This window comes from Halorubrum sp. C191 (genome assembly GCF_002727095.1).
Taxonomy (GTDB): domain Archaea; phylum Halobacteriota; class Halobacteria; order Halobacteriales; family Haloferacaceae; genus Halorubrum; species Halorubrum ezzemoulense.
In genome coordinates, this window is record NZ_NHNZ01000051.1 from 119,892 (window position 1) to 138,951 (window position 19,060).

Annotated in this window: 24 protein-coding genes and 1 tRNA gene; 14 read left to right on the forward strand and 11 right to left on the reverse strand. The window is 69.7% G+C overall.

The window, feature by feature from the left end; all coding sequences use genetic code 11:
- On the forward strand, positions 1 to 246 hold the full coding sequence (locus Z052_RS04520) for a hypothetical protein (RefSeq protein WP_086219167.1): 246 nt from the start codon (positions 1 to 3) through the stop codon (positions 244 to 246).
- A 22-nt stretch (positions 247 to 268) separates the two neighbouring features.
- On the opposite strand, the gene Z052_RS04525 is transcribed toward Z052_RS04520, so the two are convergent.
- Complete coding sequence (locus tag Z052_RS04525) at positions 269 to 508, reverse strand: hypothetical protein (protein ID WP_049932799.1); 240 nt, start codon at positions 506 to 508, stop codon at positions 269 to 271.
- Positions 509 to 647: 139 nt separating this feature from the next.
- Here Z052_RS04525 and Z052_RS04530 point away from each other — a divergent pair, with 139 nt between their 5' ends.
- The 5 genes from Z052_RS04530 (at position 648) to Z052_RS04550 (ending at position 4,984) form a co-directional block, all read left to right on the forward strand.
- Positions 648 to 1,367, forward strand: coding sequence for a helix-turn-helix domain-containing protein (locus Z052_RS04530; protein WP_049932800.1), 720 nt, complete (start codon positions 648 to 650; stop codon positions 1,365 to 1,367).
- A complete protein-coding gene (locus Z052_RS04535; RefSeq protein WP_094495049.1) occupies positions 1,364 to 2,296 on the forward strand; it encodes a sulfurtransferase in 933 nt (310 codons plus the stop codon). Before Z052_RS04530 ends, Z052_RS04535 begins: the two co-directional genes overlap by 4 nt.
- A gap of 240 nt (positions 2,297 to 2,536) precedes the next feature.
- A complete protein-coding gene (locus Z052_RS04540; protein ID WP_094519500.1) occupies positions 2,537 to 2,902 on the forward strand; it encodes a helix-turn-helix domain-containing protein in 366 nt (121 codons plus the stop codon).
- 149 nt (positions 2,903 to 3,051) lie between these two features.
- On the forward strand, positions 3,052 to 3,834 hold the full coding sequence (locus tag Z052_RS04545; RefSeq protein ID WP_049932802.1) for a CBS domain-containing protein: 783 nt from the start codon (positions 3,052 to 3,054) through the stop codon (positions 3,832 to 3,834).
- Between the two features lie 97 nt (positions 3,835 to 3,931).
- Positions 3,932 to 4,984, forward strand: a complete 1,053-nt coding sequence (locus Z052_RS04550; RefSeq protein ID WP_089307842.1) for an ABC transporter ATP-binding protein — start codon at positions 3,932 to 3,934, stop codon at positions 4,982 to 4,984.
- Positions 4,985 to 5,072: 88 nt separating this feature from the next.
- Here Z052_RS04550 and Z052_RS04555 read toward each other — a convergent pair whose 3' ends face one another.
- Genes Z052_RS04555 through Z052_RS04565 form a run of 3 tightly spaced genes read right to left on the reverse strand, consistent with a single transcriptional unit; the run spans position 5,073 to position 8,079 of the window.
- Entirely contained in the window at positions 5,073 to 5,957 is an 885-nt protein-coding gene (locus Z052_RS04555; protein WP_089307843.1) for an ABC transporter permease, read from the reverse strand.
- A gap of 1 nt (position 5,958) precedes the next feature.
- Positions 5,959 to 6,888, reverse strand: coding sequence for an ABC transporter permease (locus Z052_RS04560; protein WP_049932805.1), 930 nt, complete (start codon positions 6,886 to 6,888; stop codon positions 5,959 to 5,961).
- Positions 6,889 to 8,079, reverse strand: coding sequence for a PotD/PotF family extracellular solute-binding protein (locus Z052_RS04565; RefSeq protein ID WP_094519501.1), 1,191 nt, complete (start codon positions 8,077 to 8,079; stop codon positions 6,889 to 6,891).
- 188 nt (positions 8,080 to 8,267) lie between these two features.
- On the opposite strand from Z052_RS04565, the gene Z052_RS04570 reads away from it, so the two are divergent.
- The 3 genes from Z052_RS04570 to Z052_RS04580 all read left to right on the forward strand — a co-directional run bounded on the left by Z052_RS04570 (position 8,268) and on the right by Z052_RS04580 (position 10,149).
- A complete protein-coding gene (locus tag Z052_RS04570; RefSeq protein ID WP_089307845.1) occupies positions 8,268 to 8,492 on the forward strand; it encodes a glycine zipper domain-containing protein in 225 nt (74 codons plus the stop codon).
- 87 nt (positions 8,493 to 8,579) lie between these two features.
- Complete coding sequence (locus Z052_RS04575; RefSeq protein WP_094519502.1) at positions 8,580 to 9,518, forward strand: NOP5/NOP56 family protein; 939 nt, start codon at positions 8,580 to 8,582, stop codon at positions 9,516 to 9,518.
- The gene (locus tag Z052_RS04580; RefSeq protein WP_094495115.1) at positions 9,511 to 10,149 is read left to right on the forward strand and encodes a fibrillarin-like rRNA/tRNA 2'-O-methyltransferase; all 639 of its coding nucleotides are present in this window, start codon (positions 9,511 to 9,513) and stop codon (positions 10,147 to 10,149) included. The genes Z052_RS04575 and Z052_RS04580 overlap by 8 nt, the downstream gene beginning before the upstream one ends.
- Here Z052_RS04580 and Z052_RS04585 read toward each other — a convergent pair whose 3' ends face one another.
- The 3 genes from Z052_RS04585 to Z052_RS04595 all read right to left on the reverse strand — a co-directional run bounded on the left by Z052_RS04585 (position 10,150) and on the right by Z052_RS04595 (position 11,206).
- Positions 10,150 to 10,344 (reverse strand): helix-turn-helix transcriptional regulator, encoded by a 195-nt coding sequence (locus Z052_RS04585; RefSeq protein WP_086217005.1) that lies wholly within the window; start codon positions 10,342 to 10,344, stop codon positions 10,150 to 10,152. It abuts the gene before it with no gap.
- Complete coding sequence (locus Z052_RS04590) at positions 10,341 to 10,757, reverse strand: DUF2178 domain-containing protein (protein ID WP_094519503.1); 417 nt, start codon at positions 10,755 to 10,757, stop codon at positions 10,341 to 10,343. Before Z052_RS04590 ends, Z052_RS04585 begins: the two co-directional genes overlap by 4 nt.
- 140 nt (positions 10,758 to 10,897) lie before the next feature.
- Positions 10,898 to 11,206, reverse strand: coding sequence for a cyclin (locus Z052_RS04595; protein WP_094520425.1), 309 nt, complete (start codon positions 11,204 to 11,206; stop codon positions 10,898 to 10,900).
- 159 nt (positions 11,207 to 11,365) lie between these two features.
- Here Z052_RS04595 and nth point away from each other — a divergent pair, with 159 nt between their 5' ends.
- The 3 genes from nth to Z052_RS04610 all read left to right on the forward strand — a co-directional run bounded on the left by nth (position 11,366) and on the right by Z052_RS04610 (position 13,105).
- Complete coding sequence (gene nth, locus Z052_RS04600) at positions 11,366 to 12,067, forward strand: endonuclease III (protein WP_049932813.1); 702 nt, start codon at positions 11,366 to 11,368, stop codon at positions 12,065 to 12,067.
- Positions 12,068 to 12,215: 148 nt separating this feature from the next.
- Positions 12,216 to 12,935, forward strand: coding sequence for an SDR family NAD(P)-dependent oxidoreductase (locus Z052_RS04605; protein ID WP_099288858.1), 720 nt, complete (start codon positions 12,216 to 12,218; stop codon positions 12,933 to 12,935).
- Positions 12,936 to 13,020: 85 nt separating this feature from the next.
- Positions 13,021 to 13,105, forward strand: a tRNA-Leu gene (locus tag Z052_RS04610).
- Positions 13,106 to 13,278: 173 nt separating this feature from the next.
- Here the strand turns inward: Z052_RS04610 and Z052_RS04615 are convergent.
- Entirely contained in the window at positions 13,279 to 14,181 is a 903-nt protein-coding gene (locus Z052_RS04615) for a hypothetical protein (protein WP_094520423.1), read from the reverse strand.
- Positions 14,182 to 14,264: 83 nt separating this feature from the next.
- Positions 14,265 to 15,209: a DMT family transporter gene (locus Z052_RS04620; RefSeq protein WP_099288859.1), complete on the reverse strand. Its 945-nt coding sequence runs from the start codon at positions 15,207 to 15,209 to the stop codon at positions 14,265 to 14,267.
- Between the two features lie 210 nt (positions 15,210 to 15,419).
- Between Z052_RS04620 and Z052_RS04625 the strand changes: the two genes are divergently transcribed.
- Both Z052_RS04625 and Z052_RS04630 read left to right on the forward strand, forming a co-directional pair.
- Positions 15,420 to 16,214 carry a winged helix-turn-helix domain-containing protein gene (locus tag Z052_RS04625; RefSeq protein WP_086216633.1) on the forward strand — a complete coding sequence of 265 codons (795 nt, stop codon included), beginning with the start codon at positions 15,420 to 15,422 and terminating at the stop codon, positions 16,212 to 16,214.
- A gap of 115 nt (positions 16,215 to 16,329) precedes the next feature.
- Complete coding sequence (locus Z052_RS04630; protein WP_049932818.1) at positions 16,330 to 16,665, forward strand: hypothetical protein; 336 nt, start codon at positions 16,330 to 16,332, stop codon at positions 16,663 to 16,665.
- 17 nt (positions 16,666 to 16,682) lie between these two features.
- Here Z052_RS04630 and Z052_RS04635 read toward each other — a convergent pair whose 3' ends face one another.
- Both Z052_RS04635 and Z052_RS04640 read right to left on the reverse strand, forming a co-directional pair.
- Complete coding sequence (locus Z052_RS04635) at positions 16,683 to 17,705, reverse strand: NADP-dependent oxidoreductase (protein WP_086219158.1); 1,023 nt, start codon at positions 17,703 to 17,705, stop codon at positions 16,683 to 16,685.
- A 147-nt stretch (positions 17,706 to 17,852) separates the two neighbouring features.
- Entirely contained in the window at positions 17,853 to 19,013 is a 1,161-nt protein-coding gene (locus Z052_RS04640; RefSeq protein ID WP_094520421.1) for a CapA family protein, read from the reverse strand.
- Between the last annotated feature and the right edge of the window lie 47 nt (positions 19,014 to 19,060).

Sequence of the window (19,060 nt, forward strand, 5' to 3'; positions counted from 1 at the left end):
ATGAGCGACGGCTCGGAGGCGCACGCGCCGACCCGGCGGTCGTCGGTCGGAACGCTGCTGCTCTCGCGCGTGTTCATCACGTGGGCGGAGCTCCTCGTCGTCGGGTTCGGCGGGGCGGTCGCGGGCGGCGCCGCGTCCGGCCCGCCGCAGCTCGTCGTCTACTTCGCGACGGTCCTCGCCGCGGTCGCCGTGTTCATGTTCAACGTCGACCGGCTCGTCGCCGCCCGCATGCGAGAGGCGACGTGACCGGAGTGCGCCGCGCCGAGCGTCAGTCCGACCGACGGCTCGACCGCCTGAACGGACCGACGCCGTGGCGCTTGGCGACGATGCCGAACAGCAGCGCGGCGCTGGGGAGGAAGAGCAGCGCGCCCAGCGCGGTGACGGTGTCGTCGTGGGTCAGTCCGAGAGCGAATCCCCCGATCCCGGCGGCGAGCGCGAGGAGGGCCGGGATGAGGAGACGGCTCCGGAGCGCGGTCGGCGTCTCGCGACCCGAGGGTGAAAGCTCCATACGAGACAACGTAAGTGCGTCGGGCCCATATCACACGCGTTGTCGAGGGACAACTTCCCGCCGGGACGCGGCCCGACGCCGGCGAGGTCACCGTCACCGCCGCGAACCGAGACCGCACGACCGGACCAGTCACCGCCAGATGTACGACTTCAGCTTCGAGATAACGTACGAGCCCGGCGCCGACGAGTACGTCGACCTGTTCATCGACCGCGGCTCCCTCCAGTCGGAGGCGACCTACTCGTGTCTGGACCCCACGGAGCTGTGGAAGCTCGAGTCGGTGACCGGCGACGCGGCCGACCTCGACGCCGTGGACGAGCTGCTCTTAGACGAGTCGGTCGACCGCGAGTCGATCAGCGGCCGGGCGTGTCGCTCGGCCCGCGCGACGAGCCTGTTGACCGAAGAGCAGCGGCGGCGGGTGGCGTACACGTACGTCTCTGACGTGGACTACTGCGAGTCCGTCCCGCTCATCACGGCGAAGTACGTCGACGGGGGCGTCCTCTTCGAGCAGACGCTGTCCGGCGACACGGTCCGCTGGCGCGTGCTGGTCCAGGACGACTCGAAGATCGGAATGTTGTACGACACGCTGTCCGCGAAGCTCGGCGACGGGCTGTCGTTCTCCTTCGAACACCTGACCGAGGTCGACCACTGGGAGAGCGAGCTGCTCTCCCGGCCCGACGTGCCGGCCGAGCAGCGCGAGACCCTGTTGCTCGCCGTCGAACGCGGGTACTTCGAGACGCCGCGAGACGTGACGCTCGACGAGCTCGCGGCGGAGCTCGACGAGCCGCGCTCGACGGTGTCGTACCGGCTTCGACGCGCGACCGCGGAGCTGGCGAAACGGTTCGCCGACCAACAGTCATGACCGCAGAAACCCCACCCGACGACGATCAGCGGAAGCCCACAAGCGCGTCGCTAGCGGGGCGGTACCCGACGGACGTGCTCGTCAGCCCCGACTGGGTCGACGCCCGCCTCGACCGGTTCGACGCCGCCGACCCCGACCTGCGCCTGCTCGAGGTCGACGTCAACGCCTCGTTCTACGAGGAGGGGCACGCGCCCGGCGCCGTCGGCGTCGACTGGCGCACCGAACTCCGGTCGACGGAGGTACACGACATCCTCTCTCCGGAAGAGATGACCGCCTTCCTCGAATCGAGCGGGATCACCGAGGAGACGACCGTCGTCATCTACGGCGACAACCGGAACTGGTTCGCGGCCCACCTGTACTGGCAGCTCACCTACTACGGCCACCCGGACGTCCGGATCATGGACGGCGGCCGAGAGTACTGGACGGAACACGACTACCCGACCACGACGGACCCGGTCGACCCGCCAGCCGTAGCGTACGGCGACGCGCCCGACGCGCCGGCCAGACCGGCGGTGCGGGCCGCGCGCACGGACGTGCGGGCGGCGCTCGACACGGACACGAAGTTCGTCGACGTGCGCCTGCCCGAGGAGTTCCGGGGGGAGATCACGAAGCCCCCCGGCAGCAACGAGGGCGCGATGCGGGGCGGCCACATCCCCGGGGCGACGAACGTGTTCTGGGCGGAGAACGTCCGGCCCAACGGCCTGTTCAAGTCGCCCGAGGAGCTGGCGGCCGTGTACGAGTCTCGGGGGATCACCCCCGAGGACGACATCATCGTCTACTGCCGGATCGGGGAGCGGTCGTCGGTGACGTGGTTCGTCCTCGAGGAGTTGCTCGGCTACGAACACGTGCGGCACTACGACGGCTCCTGGACCGAGTGGGGGAACATGATCGGCGTCCCGATCGAAGTGGGCGAGCCCGACGGCGGCTAGCTACTCCCGACGACGACGGCCCGCTGTTGTCTCGGCGGCGGCTGGGTACTGCCTTCGAATCGGGGCTAGCCGCCGCTCTCGGCCGTCGAGACCGGTCGTTGTCCTGCGCCAAACGGTTACATTAGCCGCTGTGCGCGCAAACGTCGGTAATGAGCGGTTCTCACGCCGAGCGGAGGGCGAAGCGCACAGGAGGCCGGGGCGGAGACCGGCGAAGCGAACCCGCATCGCCGGTCGGTGGCGATGAGTGACGCCGGGTCGAAGCGGGGCGAGTCCGGCTCCGTCCGGCGGCTCCTCGACGCGCTGAGCGAGGAAACGAACCGGACGATCCTGTCGGAGCTCGACGAACCAACCTCGGTCGCCGAGCTCGTCGAGGAGTGCGACATCCCGATGTCGACGGTGTACCGGCGCTTGGACACGCTCGAGGACATGGACCTGGTGACGGAACACGTCGCGGTCGACACCGAGAGGGGTCGGTATCGGCTGTACGAGCGCAACGTGCGCCGCGTCACGATCACCGTCGACGAGGACGGGCGGCTCGGGACCCGAGTCGAGCGCCCGGCCGGGAACCCCGACGAGACGGTGACGTGGCGGCCGGACGGCGAGTGACGGTCGGGCTGGTAGTGCCGGGCGGGCAGAGAGACGATCGGGCGGGGAGGGACGGCCGAACAGCGAGTGCCGGTCGGGCGAAGAGTGATAGCCGCTCGGGACGCCGTCACCCCCGCCCTCTTTTATTCCGCGAGCGTGTACGGCGGACGATGAGCGGGAAACCGACGGTCGGCGAGTACATGACCCGGGAGGTGGAGACGGTCAGCCCGGACGAGACGGTGGCAACCGTCGCGCGCCGCATGGCCGACAGCGACGGGCACAACGGGTTCCCCGTCACGCAGGGCCGCACCGTCGAGGGGTTCGTCGCGGCGGGGGACCTGCTGCTCGCCGAGGACGACGCACCCGTGTTCACGGTGATGACGGAGGACCTGATCGTCGCGCACCCCGATATGAAGGTGACCGACGCCGCCCGCGTGATCTTGCGCTCGGGGATCCAGCGGCTCCCGGTCGTCGACGACGCGGACAACCTCGTCGGGATCATCTCGAACACGGACGTGGTCCGCTCGCAGATCGAGCGCGCGACGCCCGGCAAGGTCGGGAAGCTGATGCGCACCCTCTCGCAGATCCACGGCGTCGACCTCGACGAGGAGCGCCGCGAGGTGGCGATCGCGGACCTGACGCCGACGCAGGCCCGCGTGTACGCCGACGAGCTGGAGGGCCGGCAGTACGAACTCGAACACGGGCTCGCGGAGCCGCTCGTCGTCATCGACAACGACGGGACGCTCTACCTCGCCGACGGGCATCACCGGGCCATGGCCGCCCGTGAAGCGGGCATCGAGTCGATGGACGCGTACGTGATCGTGCCGCGAACGCCGGTCGACCTGGGGATGGCGAAGACCGCCGAGAAGGAGGGCCTCCGCGTCGTCGACGACATCGAGATCGTCGACTACGCGCGCCACCCCCTCGTGGAGACGACGAAGCGGCTTCAGTGAGGTGCCGACCCGGATGTCTTCGGGTTCCCCGCTCCGAGGGCGTTCGCGGTCCCGTCCGGCGATAGATTGATATAGCTGCTGTCGGGACGAGTGGCACATGACAACGGGGAACACATTGGTCGAGCTCGACGAGGTGACGAAGCGGTTCGGCGACCTCACCGCGGTCGGCGGCATCGACTTCTCCGTTCGAAAGGGCGAGTTCTTCACGCTCGTCGGCCCGTCGGGCTGCGGGAAGACGACGACGCTCCGGATGATCTGCGGCTTCGAGCACCCGACCGAGGGCGAGGTCCGGATCGACGGTCGGTCGATGGGATCGGTTCCCCCGGAGGCGCGCGACACGAACCTCGTGTTCCAACAGCTCTCGCTTTTCCCGCACATGAGCGTGGGAGAGAACGTGGGCTACGGGCTCGCAAAGGCGGGCGTCGACGCCGGCGAGCGGTCGGAGCGCGTCTCTGAGTACCTCGGGCTCGTCGACCTCGACGGGTTCGAGGACCGCAACCCGACAGAGCTCTCGGGCGGCCAACAGCAGCGCGTCGCGCTCGCCCGGGCGCTGGTCAACGAGCCAGCGGTGCTGCTGCTCGACGAGCCGCTCTCCAGCCTCGACCGGAAGCTCCGGAAGCAGATGCAGGTCGAACTCCGCCGGATCCACAAGCAGACGCAGGGCGGCTTCTTCTACGTGACCCACGACCAGGAGGTCGCGATGACGCTCAGCGACCGGATCGCTGTGATGAACGACGGCCACATCGAGCAGATCGGTCCGCCGGAGGAGATCTACCGCGAGCCCGCCTCGGAGTTCGTCGCGGACTTCATCGGCGACACGAACCTCATCGACGCGCGGACCGCGGAGCGGGACGGAACGACCGTCGCGGAGATCGGCGGCGAGGGCGGGTTCGGCGTGCCGGCCCCGAACCGGACCGGTGAGGTCACCGTCTCGATCCGCCCGGAGGACTTCACCATCGCGAACGGGGACGGCGCCCTACACGGCACCGTCGTCGAGCGGTACTTCCAGGGCGACCAGACGAACTACCTCGTCGACCCCCACGGGGACGTGGGCGAGCTTCAGGTGGTGATCCAGGGCCGCGAGTCGGCGGTCGACACCGGCGCCGACGTCGGGCTCGACGTGGTCGACGGCGCGCCAACGGTGTTTTGATCTGGCCACTCACACCGTCGATTCCCCGCTTCAGTGTGAACGCAGGTCGACGAGGCGGGGGAGAAACCGGGTCCGCTCGCCCGGGGCCTCACCCCTCCTCTTCCGTGACCGTGCCGGCGACGTAACCGGTCACGTTGCCGACGTTCATCGCGACCGCCAGCGCGATCGCGATCCCGAAGACGATGAGCGCGGAGACGGCGTTGAGCTCCGGCGCGTCGAGCTGTCGGATCCGGCTGAACATCCAGATCGTCAGCACGTCCGTGTTGGGCCCGGTGAGGAACAGCGCGCGGATGTAGTCCTCGAACGACCGGATCCACGCGAACAGGAACCCCGCTCCGACGGCCGGGGCAATCACCGGGAGCGTCACGTCCCGGAACACGGTCAGCGGGTCCGCGCCGAGGTCTCGGGCCGCCTCCTCTAGCGACTCGTCGAAGGTGTACAGCCGGGCGGAGACGATGAGGAGCACGAACGGGAGGCCGTACAGCGAGTGGGCCAGCACCACCGTGGCGAACCCCGGTAGGATACCGAGGAGGTTCTGGAAGTAGATCCGGAGGGCCACGCCGAGGATGATGCCGGGGATCACCATCGGGATGATCCCGAAGGTCCGGTACACCTCTCGGAGGCGGAACCGGTAGCGGGTCAGCGCGAAGCTGGCCAGCACGCCGAGCACCGTCGCGACCGATGCCGCCACCGTCGCGATGGTGAAACTGCCCGCGAGCGAGGCGCGCATTGAGTCGCTACGGAGCGCCAGCCGAAAGTTGTCGAGCGTCAGGCCCTCGAACGGGAAGATCGTCACGGCGTTCTCCGCGAACGCGAGGAAGATGATGATCGCGAGCGGCACCCACAAAAAGAGGAGCAACAGGCCGGAGACGACGTACAGCGAGGTGCCGAGGAGCCGTTCGACCGTCTGGTGCCCGACAAGCCGCTCGGTCGCCCCCGCCGTCTCTGTCGACTCGGACATCTCGGTCGCCATCTCAGGCACCCCCCAGTTCCTCGATGCTCACGTACCGGAACGCGAGGATCATCGCGCCCACGATCGAGACGAGCACGAACATCGACGCCGCGCTTGCGTACCCGATCGAGTAGGTCCCGGCAACCCGGCTCTCGATGAGCATGCCGATCATCTGGACCTTGCCCTGCCCGAGGAACGTCGGCGTAATGAACGCGCCGACGCTCGGGACGAAGACGAAGAGGCTCCCGCCGATGATCCCCGGAAGCGTGAGCGGGATCACGTGGTCGCGGAGCACCTCGACCCGCGACGCGCCAAGGTCGCGGGCGGCCTCGATGATCGAGAAGTCGAGGCCGTCGAGGCTCGCGTACAGCGTCAGAAGCATGTACGGGAAGTACGCGTGGGTGAGCCCGACGATGATCGCCGGGACACCGTAGTTGAATATCCCGAGCGGGGCGTCGATCAGCCCCCAGCTCATGAGCGTGCTGTTGATCACGCCGCCCGGACCGAACATCAGGACCCACGAGTACGCCCGGACGAGGTACATCGTGAAGAACGGCAGGAGGACGAAGAAGATGACGACTTTGAACAGCCGCCCGCCGCTCCGTGCCAGCAGGTACGCCAGCGGGAACGCGAGCGTGAGACACAAAAGCGTCGTCACGGTGGCGATGACGTACGAGAGCCACAGCGCCGTGACGAACGGGGTGTTCCAGATCGCGCCGCCGCCGTCGAACAGGGAGCGGTAGTTGTTCAGCGTCGGCTCGTAGACGATCTGGTACGTCAACGAGCTGACCTCGAAGAAGCTCACGGCGACCATGAACGCCAGCGGCGCGACGAGCAGGGTGAGTATCCACGCTGCGCTGGGACCGACCGTGACGCCGAGCCGACTGCGTGGTCCGCTCAGCAGCCTCACCGCCCTCGCCCGCGCGCTCTCGTCCGGCTCGTCTGCGGCCATCTATGCCGCCTTGACCTCTTCCCACGCGGAGACGTACGCCTCCTCGACGTCCGAGTCGATGTCCTTGAGCGAGTACATCCCCTCGAGGCGCGAGGGGTCGATCCGCCCGTACAGCTCGTTCTGCTCCTCGGTCAGCTCGTCGGCCACGTTGGGGTTCGTGCTGGGCGAGAAGCCGGCCTCCGCGAGCGCCGCGCCGTTCTGGGGCGTGATGAACTCGTTGATGACCTCCCAGGCGGTCTCCTGGTTGTCGGAGGCGGCGGAGACGACCGCGGTCTCGTACCACGCCAGCGCGCCCTCTCTCGGGGCGACGAACTCGACCCAGTCGTCGCCCTCGCTGCGCATCTGGACGGTCTCGTTCCGCCCGCTGTGCCCGACGAGGAAGTTGCCCTGGCGGAACTCCTGGATGAACGTCGGGTCGGGGGCGATGTACCCCTGGAGCCGCGGCTTCTGCTCGATGAGCAGTTCCTGGATCTCCGTGAGCTGCTCTTCGGTAAACGTCATCCGCGCCCCGGACATGGCGTCGTCCATGCCGAGGTACAGCGCCGCGGCCGGGATCGACTTCGCCGCCTCGTCGTACATGATGATCTCGCCGTCGAGGTCGGCGTCGACGTAATCCGGCTCGAACAAGATGTCGTAGCTCGGCTCGTGGTCCGGCACGCTCCGGGAGTCGTAGGAGTAGCCGTACCAGCCGAAGCGGATCGGCACGCCATACGCGTTCCCGCTCTCCGTGAACTGGTCGTCGACAAACGACTGGAACCGGTCGTACATCGAGCCGAAGTTGTTCACCACGTCGTTGTTCACCGGCGCGACGAGGTCGGCGTCCATGAACCGCGGGACGAGGTTGTTGTTCGGAACGGCGATGTCGAACTGCTCGTCCTGGCCCGCGCTCCACTGCGAGAACATCTCCGTCGACGACGTCGAGGGCGTGATGTTCAGCTCCACCCCGTCGAGCGTGGACTCGATGTTCTCCTGCATCTCGGCGTACTCCTCCCACGTGATGATGTTGATCGTGGTCGTGCCGCCGCCGCCCATGCTCCCGCCGTCGCCGCCGTCGCCGCCGCTACATCCGGCGAGGGCCGCCACGCCGGCGGCGCCCGCGCCGGCGATGTAGGCCCGCCGACTCACGCGCCGGCCGGTCGAGGTCGATCCGTTGCTTGTGCTGTGAGACCTGTTGTCACGCTCTGACGTCATGTTCCGATGACATATATCGGCAGTTAATAAGTGTTACGCCGTTAACCCCTCGCTAACCCGCGATTTTGCTGTTTCGAACCGGTCGATCAGAGGTCGAGCCGGGTCCGAACGGAGTCTTCTCTCGGACTCGCCGGGGGCGCGGGAGACTCGTCCGTAGGCTTTTGTAAGTTGATGTAGACGTTCCGCGCATGGGATCACGGATTCGACGCGCACTCTCACGGGCGACGCTCGCCGCGGTCGGCGCGGCCGTCGGCGCCGCGGTCGGCGGACTGATCAGTAGACAGGCGGCGTCCAGCGGCGGCGCGCTCGGCGCGCTCGCGGGCGCGACGCTCGCCGACTTCCGGTCAGACTCGGAGGGTGTCTTCGGCGCGCTCCGCCCCGACGAGGACGACGAGGCCGACGCGGCGGCGTGAGCGAGGCCCTGTGGCGCGGTCCGTAGGGCGAGCGGCCGCGGGTCGCATCGGGAACGTCTATACCGTCGGGGCGAGTAGCCGCCGGCAATGAGCGATACCGACGCCGGACCGGACGCGAGCGCGGCGTCCGACGGCGCGGAGGGCTGGTTCGAAGCGCTACCGTCGGGCGCGACCGAAGATACCGATACCGAGAGCGACGCCGCGGCGAGAGCCGCGGCGCGGGTGCGCGAGGGGACGGCCGCGTCGCCCGCCGACTGGCCCGTACGCGCCGTCGAGTCCGGGTTCGCGGCCGGCGCCGACGAGTACTACGACCGGCTCAAGGCCGCGGCGACGCGCGCGACCCGCGAGGCGGTCCGCGAGCGGGAGCGCGCCGACGACGCGCAGCTGATCCACGCGGTCCGGGCCATGGACGACGTCGAGCGCACCGCGAACGAGCTCGCCGAGCGCGCCGTCGAGTGGGCGGGGAGCCTCTTCGACGAGGTCGAGCCGGGGATCGAGGGAGCGCGAGCGGTCGCAGCGCGCGAACCCGAGAGCGAAGTCGAGCGGCGGGCCGTCTCGCTCGCGGCGCGCGCCGCCGAACTCGACGACGAGCGGGCCGAGCTCGCGGAGACGATCGGTCGGACTGCGCCCGCCGTCGCCCCAAACCTCTCCGAGATGGCCGGCCCGGAGCTGGCCGCGCGGCTGATCGCGCTCGCCGGGGGGTTAGAGTCGCTCGCGAAGAAGCCGTCCGGCACGGTCCAGGTCCTCGGCGCCGAGGACGCGCTGTTCGCGCACCTCTCGGGGCGGGCGCCGTCCCCGAAGCACGGGATCATCTACACGCACGAGTACGTCCGCGGCACCCGACCGGCTGACCGCGGCTCGGCCGCGCGGGCACTCGCCGGGAAGCTGACGCTCGCGGCGCGCGCCGACCACTACGCCGGAGAGCGGCGGTCGCAGCTCCACGCCGACCTCCGCGAGCGGATGGCGACGATCCGAGCGCGGGCGGACACCGACGAGCCGGATGCCGCGGAGGCCGAGGATGAGTGAGCCGACCCTCCCCGACGGCGTCGAACGGCGTGAGATAGCCGGCGAGGAGCGGTTGGCGACCCGCGGCGAGCCGGTGTACGGCGAGCCGACCGCCGACGGCTGGCGCGCGTGGGACCCAGAACGGTCGAAGCTCGGGGGGATGCTCGAACTCGGGCTGGAGACCGGCCTGACTGGCGGCGAGACCGTCCTCTACCTCGGCGCCGCGAGCGGCACCACGGTGAGCCACGTCGCCGACTTCGCGGGCCCCACCTACGCGGTCGAGTTCGCGCCGCGCCCGGCGCGGGACCTGCTCGACGCCGCCGCGCCGCGCGACCGACTGTTCCCGCTGCTCAAGGACGCGCGGAAGCCGGAGACGTACGCGCACGTCGTCGAGCGCGACGTCGACGCCGTCGTTCAGGACGTGGCCACGCGCGGGCAGGCCGAGGTGGCCGCCCGCAACGCTCGGTTCCTCGCCGACGAGGGGCGGCTGCTGCTCGCGATCAAGGCGCGCAGCGAGGACGTGACTGCGGCGCCGGAGGCGGTGTTCGAGGGGGCGCTCGACCGGCTCCGGGAGGCGTACGAGATCGTCGAGACGCGGCGGCTCGACCGGTTCCACGAGGACCACCTCGGCGTCGTGGCGACGCCGAAGTGATCAGTCGTCCGGCTCGAAGACGTCCTCGATCCGGCAGTCGAAGTGATCCGCGAGCGCGAACGCCAGCTCCAGCGACGGGTCGTAGCGCTCGCGTTCGATCGCGTTGATCGTCTGGCGGGTGACCCCGACGGCGGCGGCGAGGTCGGCCTGGCTCTCGTCGGTCTCGGTGCGTTTGTCAGGGATGTCGTTTCTCATGTGCGCCGCTTGTAGTAGAGGTGGGACGCGCCGAACACGACGAAGACCCCGAAGAGGGTCCAGGTCGCGCCGTAGAACTCGCCCGGGAGCGTGACGAGGCCGCTCTCCTGTAATGCGAGTCCGCCGGGCGTCCCGAGGACGAAGACGTATGCGAAGACGTTCATCGTTGTCTGGCTGGCCTTGCGGCTGATGGTGCCGTCGCGCTCGTCGTACAGTCCGACGGGGCTGAACCGCTGGACGAGCCCCATGCCGAGGCCGCCGGCCCAATACAGGGCCACGCCGAGGACGAAGCGGTCGACCGCAATACCGATCCACAGGGCGAGGATACCGGCGCCGAGCAGACCGTACGCGACGCGTTTGTAGCGTTTCCGTGAGGAGGGCCGGGTCGTCGCGGAGGTCGTGTGTTCGCTCATGGGTGGAGGTAAAGCGAGCGGGCGTCGGTGTAAAGCTCGCTTTACAGTAAAGGAGACTTTACGTTAGAAAATAAATCTGTCGCTGGCGATCAGTCCGCAGACATTCCACGACAGCGACGTCAGGAGTGCTTTTTGAGGGGTCACCACGACGGCGGCGAGAAGCCGGCGTCTTCGAGGATCGGCTTCCACCGCTTTTGAACCGAGAGCCGCGAGACGTCCATCGCGTCGGCGACGGCGGACTGCGAGCGCTCCTCGCCGCGGATCAGACTGGCGGCGTAGAGGCTGGCGGCGGCCGCGACGCGCTTCCCCCGGTCGTCGTCGGGCGCTCGCGAGAGGAAGAGGTCGACCGCGGTCGAGCGCGTCTCCGCGTCCAAATCGAGCGAGTCGCACGCCTTCTCGACCAGTTCGATCCACGCTTCGTTGTCGATTCGGTCGCTCGCCCGGTACACGCCCCGGGGTAGTCGAGCGAGGAACATAAACGGCCGCGGTCGCCGCACCGGTGCTGGCGCCGCTCCGCGGAGCCGACGGCGATCGCGTGCCCCGGACCGGGGGCGGCCACTCCCGAGCGCGGCCGCCGCCCTGAAGTTGCCCGCACACGTAGCGCGCGTATGTCGACGCAGACGTGGGACGAGATGCGGGTCCGAGCGCTCCACGACGACCTCGTGGCGCTGTACGAGCCGGTCGACCGAGTCGCCGAACACGGCGCGGACCCCACCGCCGAGCCGGGCGAGGGCGTCCGCCAGCTGGTGACGACGATCCTCTCGCAGAACGTCGCCGACGAGAACACGCGGCGCGCGTCGGAGGCGCTGTTCGACCGGTACGACGACTTCGCGGCGATCGAGGCCGCCGACCACGAGGAGCTGCGGGAAACGATCCGCGTCGCGGGCCTCCCGGACCAGAAGGCCGCGCGCATCCAGCGCGCGCTGACCGCGATCCGCGAGGAGACAGGCGGGGCGTACTCGCTGGCGTTCCTCGACGCGCTGCCGACCGAGGAGGCGAAGGCGTGGCTCACCGAGATCAAGGGCGTCGGGCCGAAGACCGCCAGCGTCGTGTTGAACTTCCACTTCGGGAAGCCGACGATGGCGGTCGACACCCACGTCGAGCGCGTCTCGAAGCGGTTCGGGCTCGTCCCGGAGTCGGCGTCGAACGAGCGCGCCCACGACGTGTTGGACGAACGCGTTCCCGACGAGCTGATCTACCCGCTCCACGTCCTCCTGATCCGGCACGGCCGGGCACACTGCTCGGCCCGCAACGCCGACTGCGACAACCCCGTCTGCGAGGCGTACTGCGACTGCGAGTTCTGCGAGTGAGGCCGCGGTCCGCCCCGCCGTCGCTTGGCCGCGTCGCGTCGGTAGCCGCGTCGACGCGATAGCTGGCCCCCGCGGCGTCCCGCGGACGCGGGACGCTGCCCGCGGTGCGCGAGACAAACCATTAGCGGCTCCCGGACGAAGCGTGTGTATGACACGCACGACCGTCGTCGCGGGAGTCGGTCCGGGGCTGGGATCCTCCGTGGCCCGCCGGTTCGCCGCCGACGGCGACGATGTCGCGCTGTTCGCTAGGTCGAGCGACTACCTCTCGTCGACCGCCGACGAGATTCAGGCGGAGACGCCCGGCAGTACCCTCCCGGTCGAGACGGACATCGCCGACCCGACGGCGGTCGCATCGGCATTCGAAACCGTTCGAGACGCCTTCTCGCCGGTCGACCGCTTGGTGTTCACCAGCGGGTCCCCGTCCGCCGGCGGCGGGATCGTAGACGTGGATCCGGCCGGGTTCCGCGACGTGATCGACACGCGTCTGCGCGGCGCGTTCCGGTGCCTTCGCGAGGCGGTCGACGACATGGTCGACGAAGGCGGTGGAACCGTCGTCGTGACCAGCTCCGGCCAGTCTCGGCGCCCGTCCGAGGACGTCGCCTACGCGGCGGCGCGCCACGGGACCCGCGGGCTCGTTCGCTCTCTCGCCGCCGACCCGCGGCTCGGAGAGGCCGACGTACAGGCGGTTCACCTGATCGTCGACGGCTGGATCGACAAGCCGTCGCTCCGCGATCGGTATCCGGACCACGACCGTTGGATGGACCCCGACCAGATCGCCGAGCGAATCCACGATATTGCGACGACGCCGGGGACGGTTCACGCGAACGAGATCGACCTGCGACACCCGCGGGACGAGCCGTCGTTCTGACCGGTCGCCGTCTTCCCGCGGCGGTCGCATCTCTCGAACCCGTAACGACAGGTATTTTTGACGTAGCCGGTCTACGAGTTACCGCGCGCGGGTTGCCGAGCCAGGCCAAAGGCGTAGCGCTTAGGACGCTATCCCGTAGGGGTCCGCCGGTTCGAATCCGGTCCCGCGCATTCGTCTCCGAGCACTTCGCGAGGAGACGTATCGCTCCGAAAATTCGAAGCAGGGAACGAAGAGAAGCGGAGTGACTGAGGTTCGAATCCGGTCCCGCGCATTCGTCTCCGAGCACTCCGCGAGGAGAGCAGTCCGACGTAGTTTTACTTGATACCGAGCGAAGCGGCGGCGCTCACCACACGCTTCCCCGATACAAGAACTGGAGGTGGTCGGCCGTCTCGGGCGGGACCCCCATCTCAACGAACATTTCTCGGAAGGCGGCGCGGACGGCGTCTTCCTCGAACGTCCGGGTTGCGCGCGTCTGCGCGTCGACCGCCACGCCGCCGTGGTAGTCGACGTGAACGCGGTAGGTGTAGCCGTCGACCTCGCGCGTCACGGTCGCGCGGGAGAGGACGAACTCGGCGCTGCCGAGCCGCTCGTCGCCAGCGTGATAGACGCGCTCGTGCCAGCCCGACCCGGGCGTGGAGGTCGCATTGACGGTCGTCGCGCGCGCCGTCAGGTCGTCGTAGGCGGCCCGGAAGGCGACCGGCTCGTCGACCTCGACGCTCGGCGTGCTCGCGCCGGGCTCGGTCGGGTCGCCCGTGCTGACCGCCGTTTCGATCTCCTCGACGTACGCCGCGGCGGTCGCCTCGTCCATCTCGAACAGCAGCGCGAGCCGGTCGACGAGCCACTCCTCGGGCGGCAGGTCGTCGACGGTGAGGTCGCCGTCGGCGTCGTCCGGGAACAGCGTCACGACGGTGATCCCCTCCTCGGCGTGGAACGTCGCCCACAGTTGGGCCGCCGACGCGTGGTCGTACGTGACTCTGAACGCCTCGTACTCCGGGCCGAGGTCGGCGTCGAGGTCATCGATCCCGGTCGGGTGGAACCCGCTCGATCCGACGCGTTCGACCGCGTAGCCGGCCGCGTCGGCTCGCTCCAGCGTATCCTCGTAAGCGAGGTCGGGGACGGTCACGCCGTCCGAGGTGTACGACGCCACGTCGGACCCGACCAGCACCCCGACGAAGACCGCGTACGCGGCGGCGACCGCGACGACGGTCCCGACGACGGCGACGGCGACCGGTCGCAATTTATTCACACTACTGATACGTTCCGCGAGGAGATAGCTGTACCGTCGTTTCCGGTGAACCGCTATCGCCGTTTACAACGGTCCGCCGCCGCTCACAGCGGGCCGTCGTCGACGAATCGCGCCGGGATCAGCTGACGGAGGAGCCGCGACGGGCCCGCGGAGAGCCCGCTAACGAGGAGGAAGCCGGTGAAGATGACGCCGAATCCGACGAGCGACCGCACCGAGAGCGTCTCGCCGAGCAGCGCCCAGCCACCCACCGCGGAGACGACGGGGACGAAGTAGAACAGGAGGTTCGCGCGCGTCGCGTCGGTCTCGTCGATCAGCGCGAAGTACGCGAGGTACGCGATCGCCCCGGAGAAGACGCCGACGTACAGCAGCGCCGCGATCGCGACGGGCGGCACCGACAGCCCGGAGACGGACTCCCCGGCGCCGATGCTTAGCGCGTGCGAGAGGGCGGCCGCCAGAGGGACTCCCCAGACGGTGCGGGCAGTGCTTGACAGCGTCGCGTCGGCCCGGCGGATCAGCACGGCGCCGAGCGCGCTCGTCACGGCGGCCGCGAAGAGCAGCGGGACGCCGAGGCCGCCGGCGAGCAGCGCCGAAGGGTCGGGATCGGCGACGAGGGCGACGCCGAACAGTCCGAGGCCCATCCCGACGAACCCGCGGACTGAGAGGCCGTCCTCGCCGAGCAGGACCGCGGCGAACACCGGCGTCAGGATCGGATTCAGGCTGAAGACGACGGCGGCCACGCCGCTCGTCACGTACTGTTGTCCGACGAACAGCAGGGCGTTCGTCAGCCCGATGACAAGCACGCCCGTCGCGACGATACCGGCGACGTCGCCGACGGTTCGGGGGCGCAGTTCCGCCCGCGAGAGTCGCGTCGCTGCGAACGCCGCGAGGACGACTGCGCCGATGTCGAACCGGACGGCGACGAAGAACAGCGGCGGGAGGTGTGCCAACCTGGCCTTCGCCGCGACGAAGGTGCCACCGAAGAGGAGGGCCGAGACGAAGAGCAGGGCGCCGGTGCGTCTGGTGAACACGTTACTGCGACACCCGCGTTAAATTGTCGAACGAACGATCGGATTGGAACGAGCTTCTCGGCACAAACAGATGTAACAGTCGGAGACCTATAACGAAATCCGGAAAATATTCCACGACGGGAAACGCGCAACACGTCGTGCCGATCGCTCACGGCGTGAAACCTCAACGGTGAGCGAAGCCGGTTTATTCCGGTGGACGCTTGATCGCGTATGGAGGCCCCGCTCGAGGAGATCGAGTTCCTCGCCCGCTCGACGAACCGCGTCGAGGTGTTACAGCTGTTGGCGTCGGCGCCGCAGACGCGGGCGGACCTCGCGACCGCCACGGGGGCGTCGCAAGCGACCCTCGGTCGGATCCTCGAGGACTTCGCCGACCGGTCGTGGGTCAGCCGCGACGGTGAAGAGTACGTCGCCACCGCGACCGGGGAGTTGGTGGCCGAGGGCGTCGAAGAGCTCGTCGCCCTCCTCGAGACGGAGGCCAAACTGCGGGACGTGGTGGCGTACCTGCCGACGGCCGAACTTGGGTTCGACCTCCGCCGTCTCGCCGACGCGACCGTGACCGTTCCGACGCGGACGCGACCGAGCGCGCCGCTCCAGCGCGTCCTCGACGCGATGGCGGGGGCGACGACGCTGCGCGCGTTCTCACACACGCTCAACGAACAGAGCCTCGCGACGGCCCGGGACCGGGTGGCCGCGGGCGAGCAGACGTTCGAGGCGGTGCTCTCGGCCGGCGCCATCGAGGCGCTCGCGGCAGACGACGTCCTCTGGAGGCGGCTTCGAACGCTGGCGGAGAGCGACGACGCGGAGATCCGCGTCCGTCGCGAGGAGGTCCCCGTCGCGGTCACCGTCGCCGATGACACCGTGTACCTGCTCGTCCGCGACGACGGGGGCATCCTCCGGGCGTCCCTCCACACCGACGATCCGGCGGTGCGCGAGTGGGCGGACCAGGCTTTCTCGGGGTACTGGAAGGCGTCCGACCCCTTCGACCCGACGGCGTTCGAGGAGTGAGTCCACGGATCCGGACGGCCGCGGCCCCGTCGCGGTTTGGGAGACGGGTCACGCGTCGACACCGTCGGTCCGACCCGGCAAAACCCACTTGTCCGCGGTACGCGTACCAGCGGTAATGGCCCCTCACGACGCGGAGTTGGCGATCGAGACGTGGCGGTTCCGGGACCGAGCGCTGCCGCGCGTGCCGCCGTCGGGGTGGGGGACGACCGACCGCCTCCGCGAGGCGGTGTGTCGCGCCGTGGCGTGTTCGGTCGACGGCGTCGAGCGCGTCGAACCGTTCTCGGGACCGGCGACCGAGCGCGAGCGCTTCGACGCGACCGTGACCGCGGACTCGATAGACCACGACCTCGTGCGCCTCGTGACGCCGGCGTCGGAGAGCGACGGAGAACAGAAGGAGTTCAGCGAATCGACGGAGCAGTTCGACCTGGACGAGGCCCTCGACCGGCTCTGACGGCCTCGGTGCGGTCGCTACTCGTCGTCCGGCGACGACACCCGCACGACCTGCTTGCCGATGTTGTCGCCGGAGAACAGTCCGAGGAACGCGTCCGGGGCGTTCCCCAGCCCGTCCACGACGCTCTCGCGGTGTTCGAGGTCGCCGCTCGCGACCCAGCGGGCGAGTCGCTCGCTCGCCTCGCCGAACCGCGTCGCGAAGTCGCCGACGAGCAGGCCCTCGACCTTCGCTCGCACCGGGATCAGCTGCGGGAGCTTCCGTGGTCCGGTCGGGACCGACTCGTCGTTGTAATGGGCGATCTGCCCGCAGACCGCGACCCGCGCGTCGATGTTCAGTCTCGTGAACACCGCGTCGGTGATCGGTCCGCCGACGTTGTCGAAGTAGACGTCGACCCCGTCGGGCGCAGCCTCGTCGAGCGCGGCGCGGTAGTCGTCCGTCGTCTTATAGTTGATCGCGGCGTCGAAGCCCAAGTCGTCGGTGAGCCACGCGGTCTTCTCGTTGCTGCCGGCGAACCCGACCACGCGGCAGCCGTTGCGCTTCGCGATCTGTCCGACGACCGAGCCGACCGCGCCCGCCGCGCCGGAGACGACGACCGTGTCGCCGGGCTTCGGCTCGCCGACTTCGAGGAGGCCGAAGTAGGCGGTCCGCCCGGGCATGCCGAGGACGCCGAGGTACGCCTCGGGGTCGGCGATCGCCGGGTCGACCGGGGCAACGTCGTCGGCGTCGAGCGTCGCGTAGTCGGCCCAGCGCCCCTCGCCCGTCACGAGGTCGCCCGCCTCGTACGCGTCGCTCTCGCTCTCGACCACCTCGCCGACGACGCCGCCTCTGAGCGCGTCGCCCACGTCCCACGGCTCGGCATACGACTCGGCGTCGCGCATCCGGCCGCGCATGTACGGGTCGACCGAGAGGTACCGGACGCGGACGAGCAGTTCGCCCGGTGCGGGCGAGGGAACGTCCGTCTCGCGCAGTTCGAAGCTGTCCTGATCGGGCTCGCCGGTCGGCCGCTCGGCGAGAAGCCACTCGCGGTTGGTGTTCGTCACGGCTCCCATTGGGGTATCGGACCGAATAGGGTTTGGACCCCAGCAGCCGTCGTGGGGATCCGGAAGCCGTCGGAGGCGCGGCGATTGGCGGTCCGGTGATGTAGTGGTCCGGGGGTGTAGCGGTCCAGCGGTCCGGAGAGGGGCCGGCTACCCGTCGCCCAGCGGGATCCGCAGGCGGCCGTCGGGCAGTTCGCCGCCGAGCCCCTCGACCGCGGTCCCGAACGCCGCGGAGCGCTCGGCGACCGTCTCTCGGACCCACTCGGCGACCTCGTCGTCCGCCAGCGCCGCGACCTCGTCGGCGATTTTGGTCGGGACGACGTCGAGGGCGACGAGGTCCCCGTCGCGGACGACGAGTTCGAAGAGCGCGCTCCGCTTGTTGTACACCCCCTCCCGGTCGCGGTAGCTGACGTAGTCGTCGACGAAGTCGCCGGCGTCGTAGACGATCGGAGACCCATCGTGTACCTCGACGCCCTGGAGGACGTGCGCGCTGTGGCCGTGGACGACGTCGACGCCGAGTTCGACGAGCCAGCGCCCGAACCGCTCGTGGACCGCGCGCGGTTCGGTCTCCCAGTTCGCGCCCCAGTGGAGCGAGGCGACGACGAGGTCCGGGTCCGCCTCGGCGACGCGGTCGAGTGCGTCGCCGACGAGGGCGCGCGTCTCGCGCACGCCGGGGTCGAGCCGCGCGAACGCCGTACCCGGGTCGGCGTCGGTCGCCGCGAACGCCGCGGACTGGTCGGTGAGGCCGAACGCGGCCACGGTGAGGTCGCCCGCCTCGAACGTCGCTGGGGCGAGCGCCCCGGCGGCGTTTTCGCCGGCGCCCGCACGGGCGATTCCGGCGTCGGCGAGGTGCCGCCGAGTGTCGCGGAGGGCCGGCTCCCGGTAGTCGAGGACGTGGTTGTTGGCGAGCGAGACGAACGACACCCCCGCCGCCTCCAGCGCGGGCACCGCGAACGACGGCGGCGACCGGAAGTAGTACGTCTTGTCCGGCCAGCGGCCGCCGCGGTCGGAGACGCAACACTCCAAGTTGCCGACGAACGCGTCGAGGTCGCGGAGTCGCGGGAGCGTCGACCCCCAAACCGCCGTCGGATCGTCGGCATCCGCCCAGCGGTTGGCGACGCTCCGTCCGAGCATCAGGTCGCCGACGAGGCCGATTCGGGCGGCGGTTCCGTTTCCGGCGTCGCCGTCGGTGCCGCCCGCGTCGGCTCCGCCGCGGTCGTCAGCGTTCGCGGGCGAGGAGCCCCCCGCACAGCCGGCGACCGCGCTGATTCCGGCGACGCCGGAGGCGAGGACCGTCCGACGGGTGACCATCGTCCGGGGTCTCGGAGAGCGGCGACTTCAACGCTCCGGACGGGGCA

What these genes read in the sequence shown, in the direction of transcription:
- Z052_RS04520 (WP_086219167.1), top strand. Translation starts at nt 1, where the DNA reads ATGAGCGACGGCTCGGAGGCGCACGCGCCGACCCGGCGGTCGTCGGTC.
- Z052_RS04525 (WP_049932799.1), bottom strand. Translation starts at nt 508, where the DNA reads ATGGAGCTTTCACCCTCGGGTCGCGAGACGCCGACCGCGCTCCGGAGC.
- Z052_RS04530 (WP_049932800.1), top strand. Translation starts at nt 648, where the DNA reads ATGTACGACTTCAGCTTCGAGATAACGTACGAGCCCGGCGCCGACGAG.
- Z052_RS04535 (WP_094495049.1), top strand. Translation starts at nt 1,364, where the DNA reads ATGACCGCAGAAACCCCACCCGACGACGATCAGCGGAAGCCCACAAGC.
- Z052_RS04540 (WP_094519500.1), top strand. Translation starts at nt 2,537, where the DNA reads ATGAGTGACGCCGGGTCGAAGCGGGGCGAGTCCGGCTCCGTCCGGCGG.
- Z052_RS04545 (WP_049932802.1), top strand. Translation starts at nt 3,052, where the DNA reads ATGAGCGGGAAACCGACGGTCGGCGAGTACATGACCCGGGAGGTGGAG.
- Z052_RS04550 (WP_089307842.1), top strand. Translation starts at nt 3,932, where the DNA reads ATGACAACGGGGAACACATTGGTCGAGCTCGACGAGGTGACGAAGCGG.
- Z052_RS04555 (WP_089307843.1), bottom strand. Translation starts at nt 5,957, where the DNA reads ATGGCGACCGAGATGTCCGAGTCGACAGAGACGGCGGGGGCGACCGAG.
- Z052_RS04560 (WP_049932805.1), bottom strand. Translation starts at nt 6,888, where the DNA reads ATGGCCGCAGACGAGCCGGACGAGAGCGCGCGGGCGAGGGCGGTGAGG.
- Z052_RS04565 (WP_094519501.1), bottom strand. Translation starts at nt 8,079, where the DNA reads ATGACGTCAGAGCGTGACAACAGGTCTCACAGCACAAGCAACGGATCG.
- Z052_RS04570 (WP_089307845.1), top strand. Translation starts at nt 8,268, where the DNA reads ATGGGATCACGGATTCGACGCGCACTCTCACGGGCGACGCTCGCCGCG.
- Z052_RS04575 (WP_094519502.1), top strand. Translation starts at nt 8,580, where the DNA reads ATGAGCGATACCGACGCCGGACCGGACGCGAGCGCGGCGTCCGACGGC.
- Z052_RS04580 (WP_094495115.1), top strand. Translation starts at nt 9,511, where the DNA reads ATGAGTGAGCCGACCCTCCCCGACGGCGTCGAACGGCGTGAGATAGCC.
- Z052_RS04585 (WP_086217005.1), bottom strand. Translation starts at nt 10,344, where the DNA reads ATGAGAAACGACATCCCTGACAAACGCACCGAGACCGACGAGAGCCAG.
- Z052_RS04590 (WP_094519503.1), bottom strand. Translation starts at nt 10,757, where the DNA reads ATGAGCGAACACACGACCTCCGCGACGACCCGGCCCTCCTCACGGAAA.
- nth (WP_049932813.1), top strand. Translation starts at nt 11,366, where the DNA reads ATGTCGACGCAGACGTGGGACGAGATGCGGGTCCGAGCGCTCCACGAC.
- Z052_RS04605 (WP_099288858.1), top strand. Translation starts at nt 12,216, where the DNA reads ATGACACGCACGACCGTCGTCGCGGGAGTCGGTCCGGGGCTGGGATCC.
- Z052_RS04625 (WP_086216633.1), top strand. Translation starts at nt 15,420, where the DNA reads ATGGAGGCCCCGCTCGAGGAGATCGAGTTCCTCGCCCGCTCGACGAAC.
- Z052_RS04630 (WP_049932818.1), top strand. Translation starts at nt 16,330, where the DNA reads ATGGCCCCTCACGACGCGGAGTTGGCGATCGAGACGTGGCGGTTCCGG.
- Z052_RS04640 (WP_094520421.1), bottom strand. Translation starts at nt 19,013, where the DNA reads ATGGTCACCCGTCGGACGGTCCTCGCCTCCGGCGTCGCCGGAATCAGC.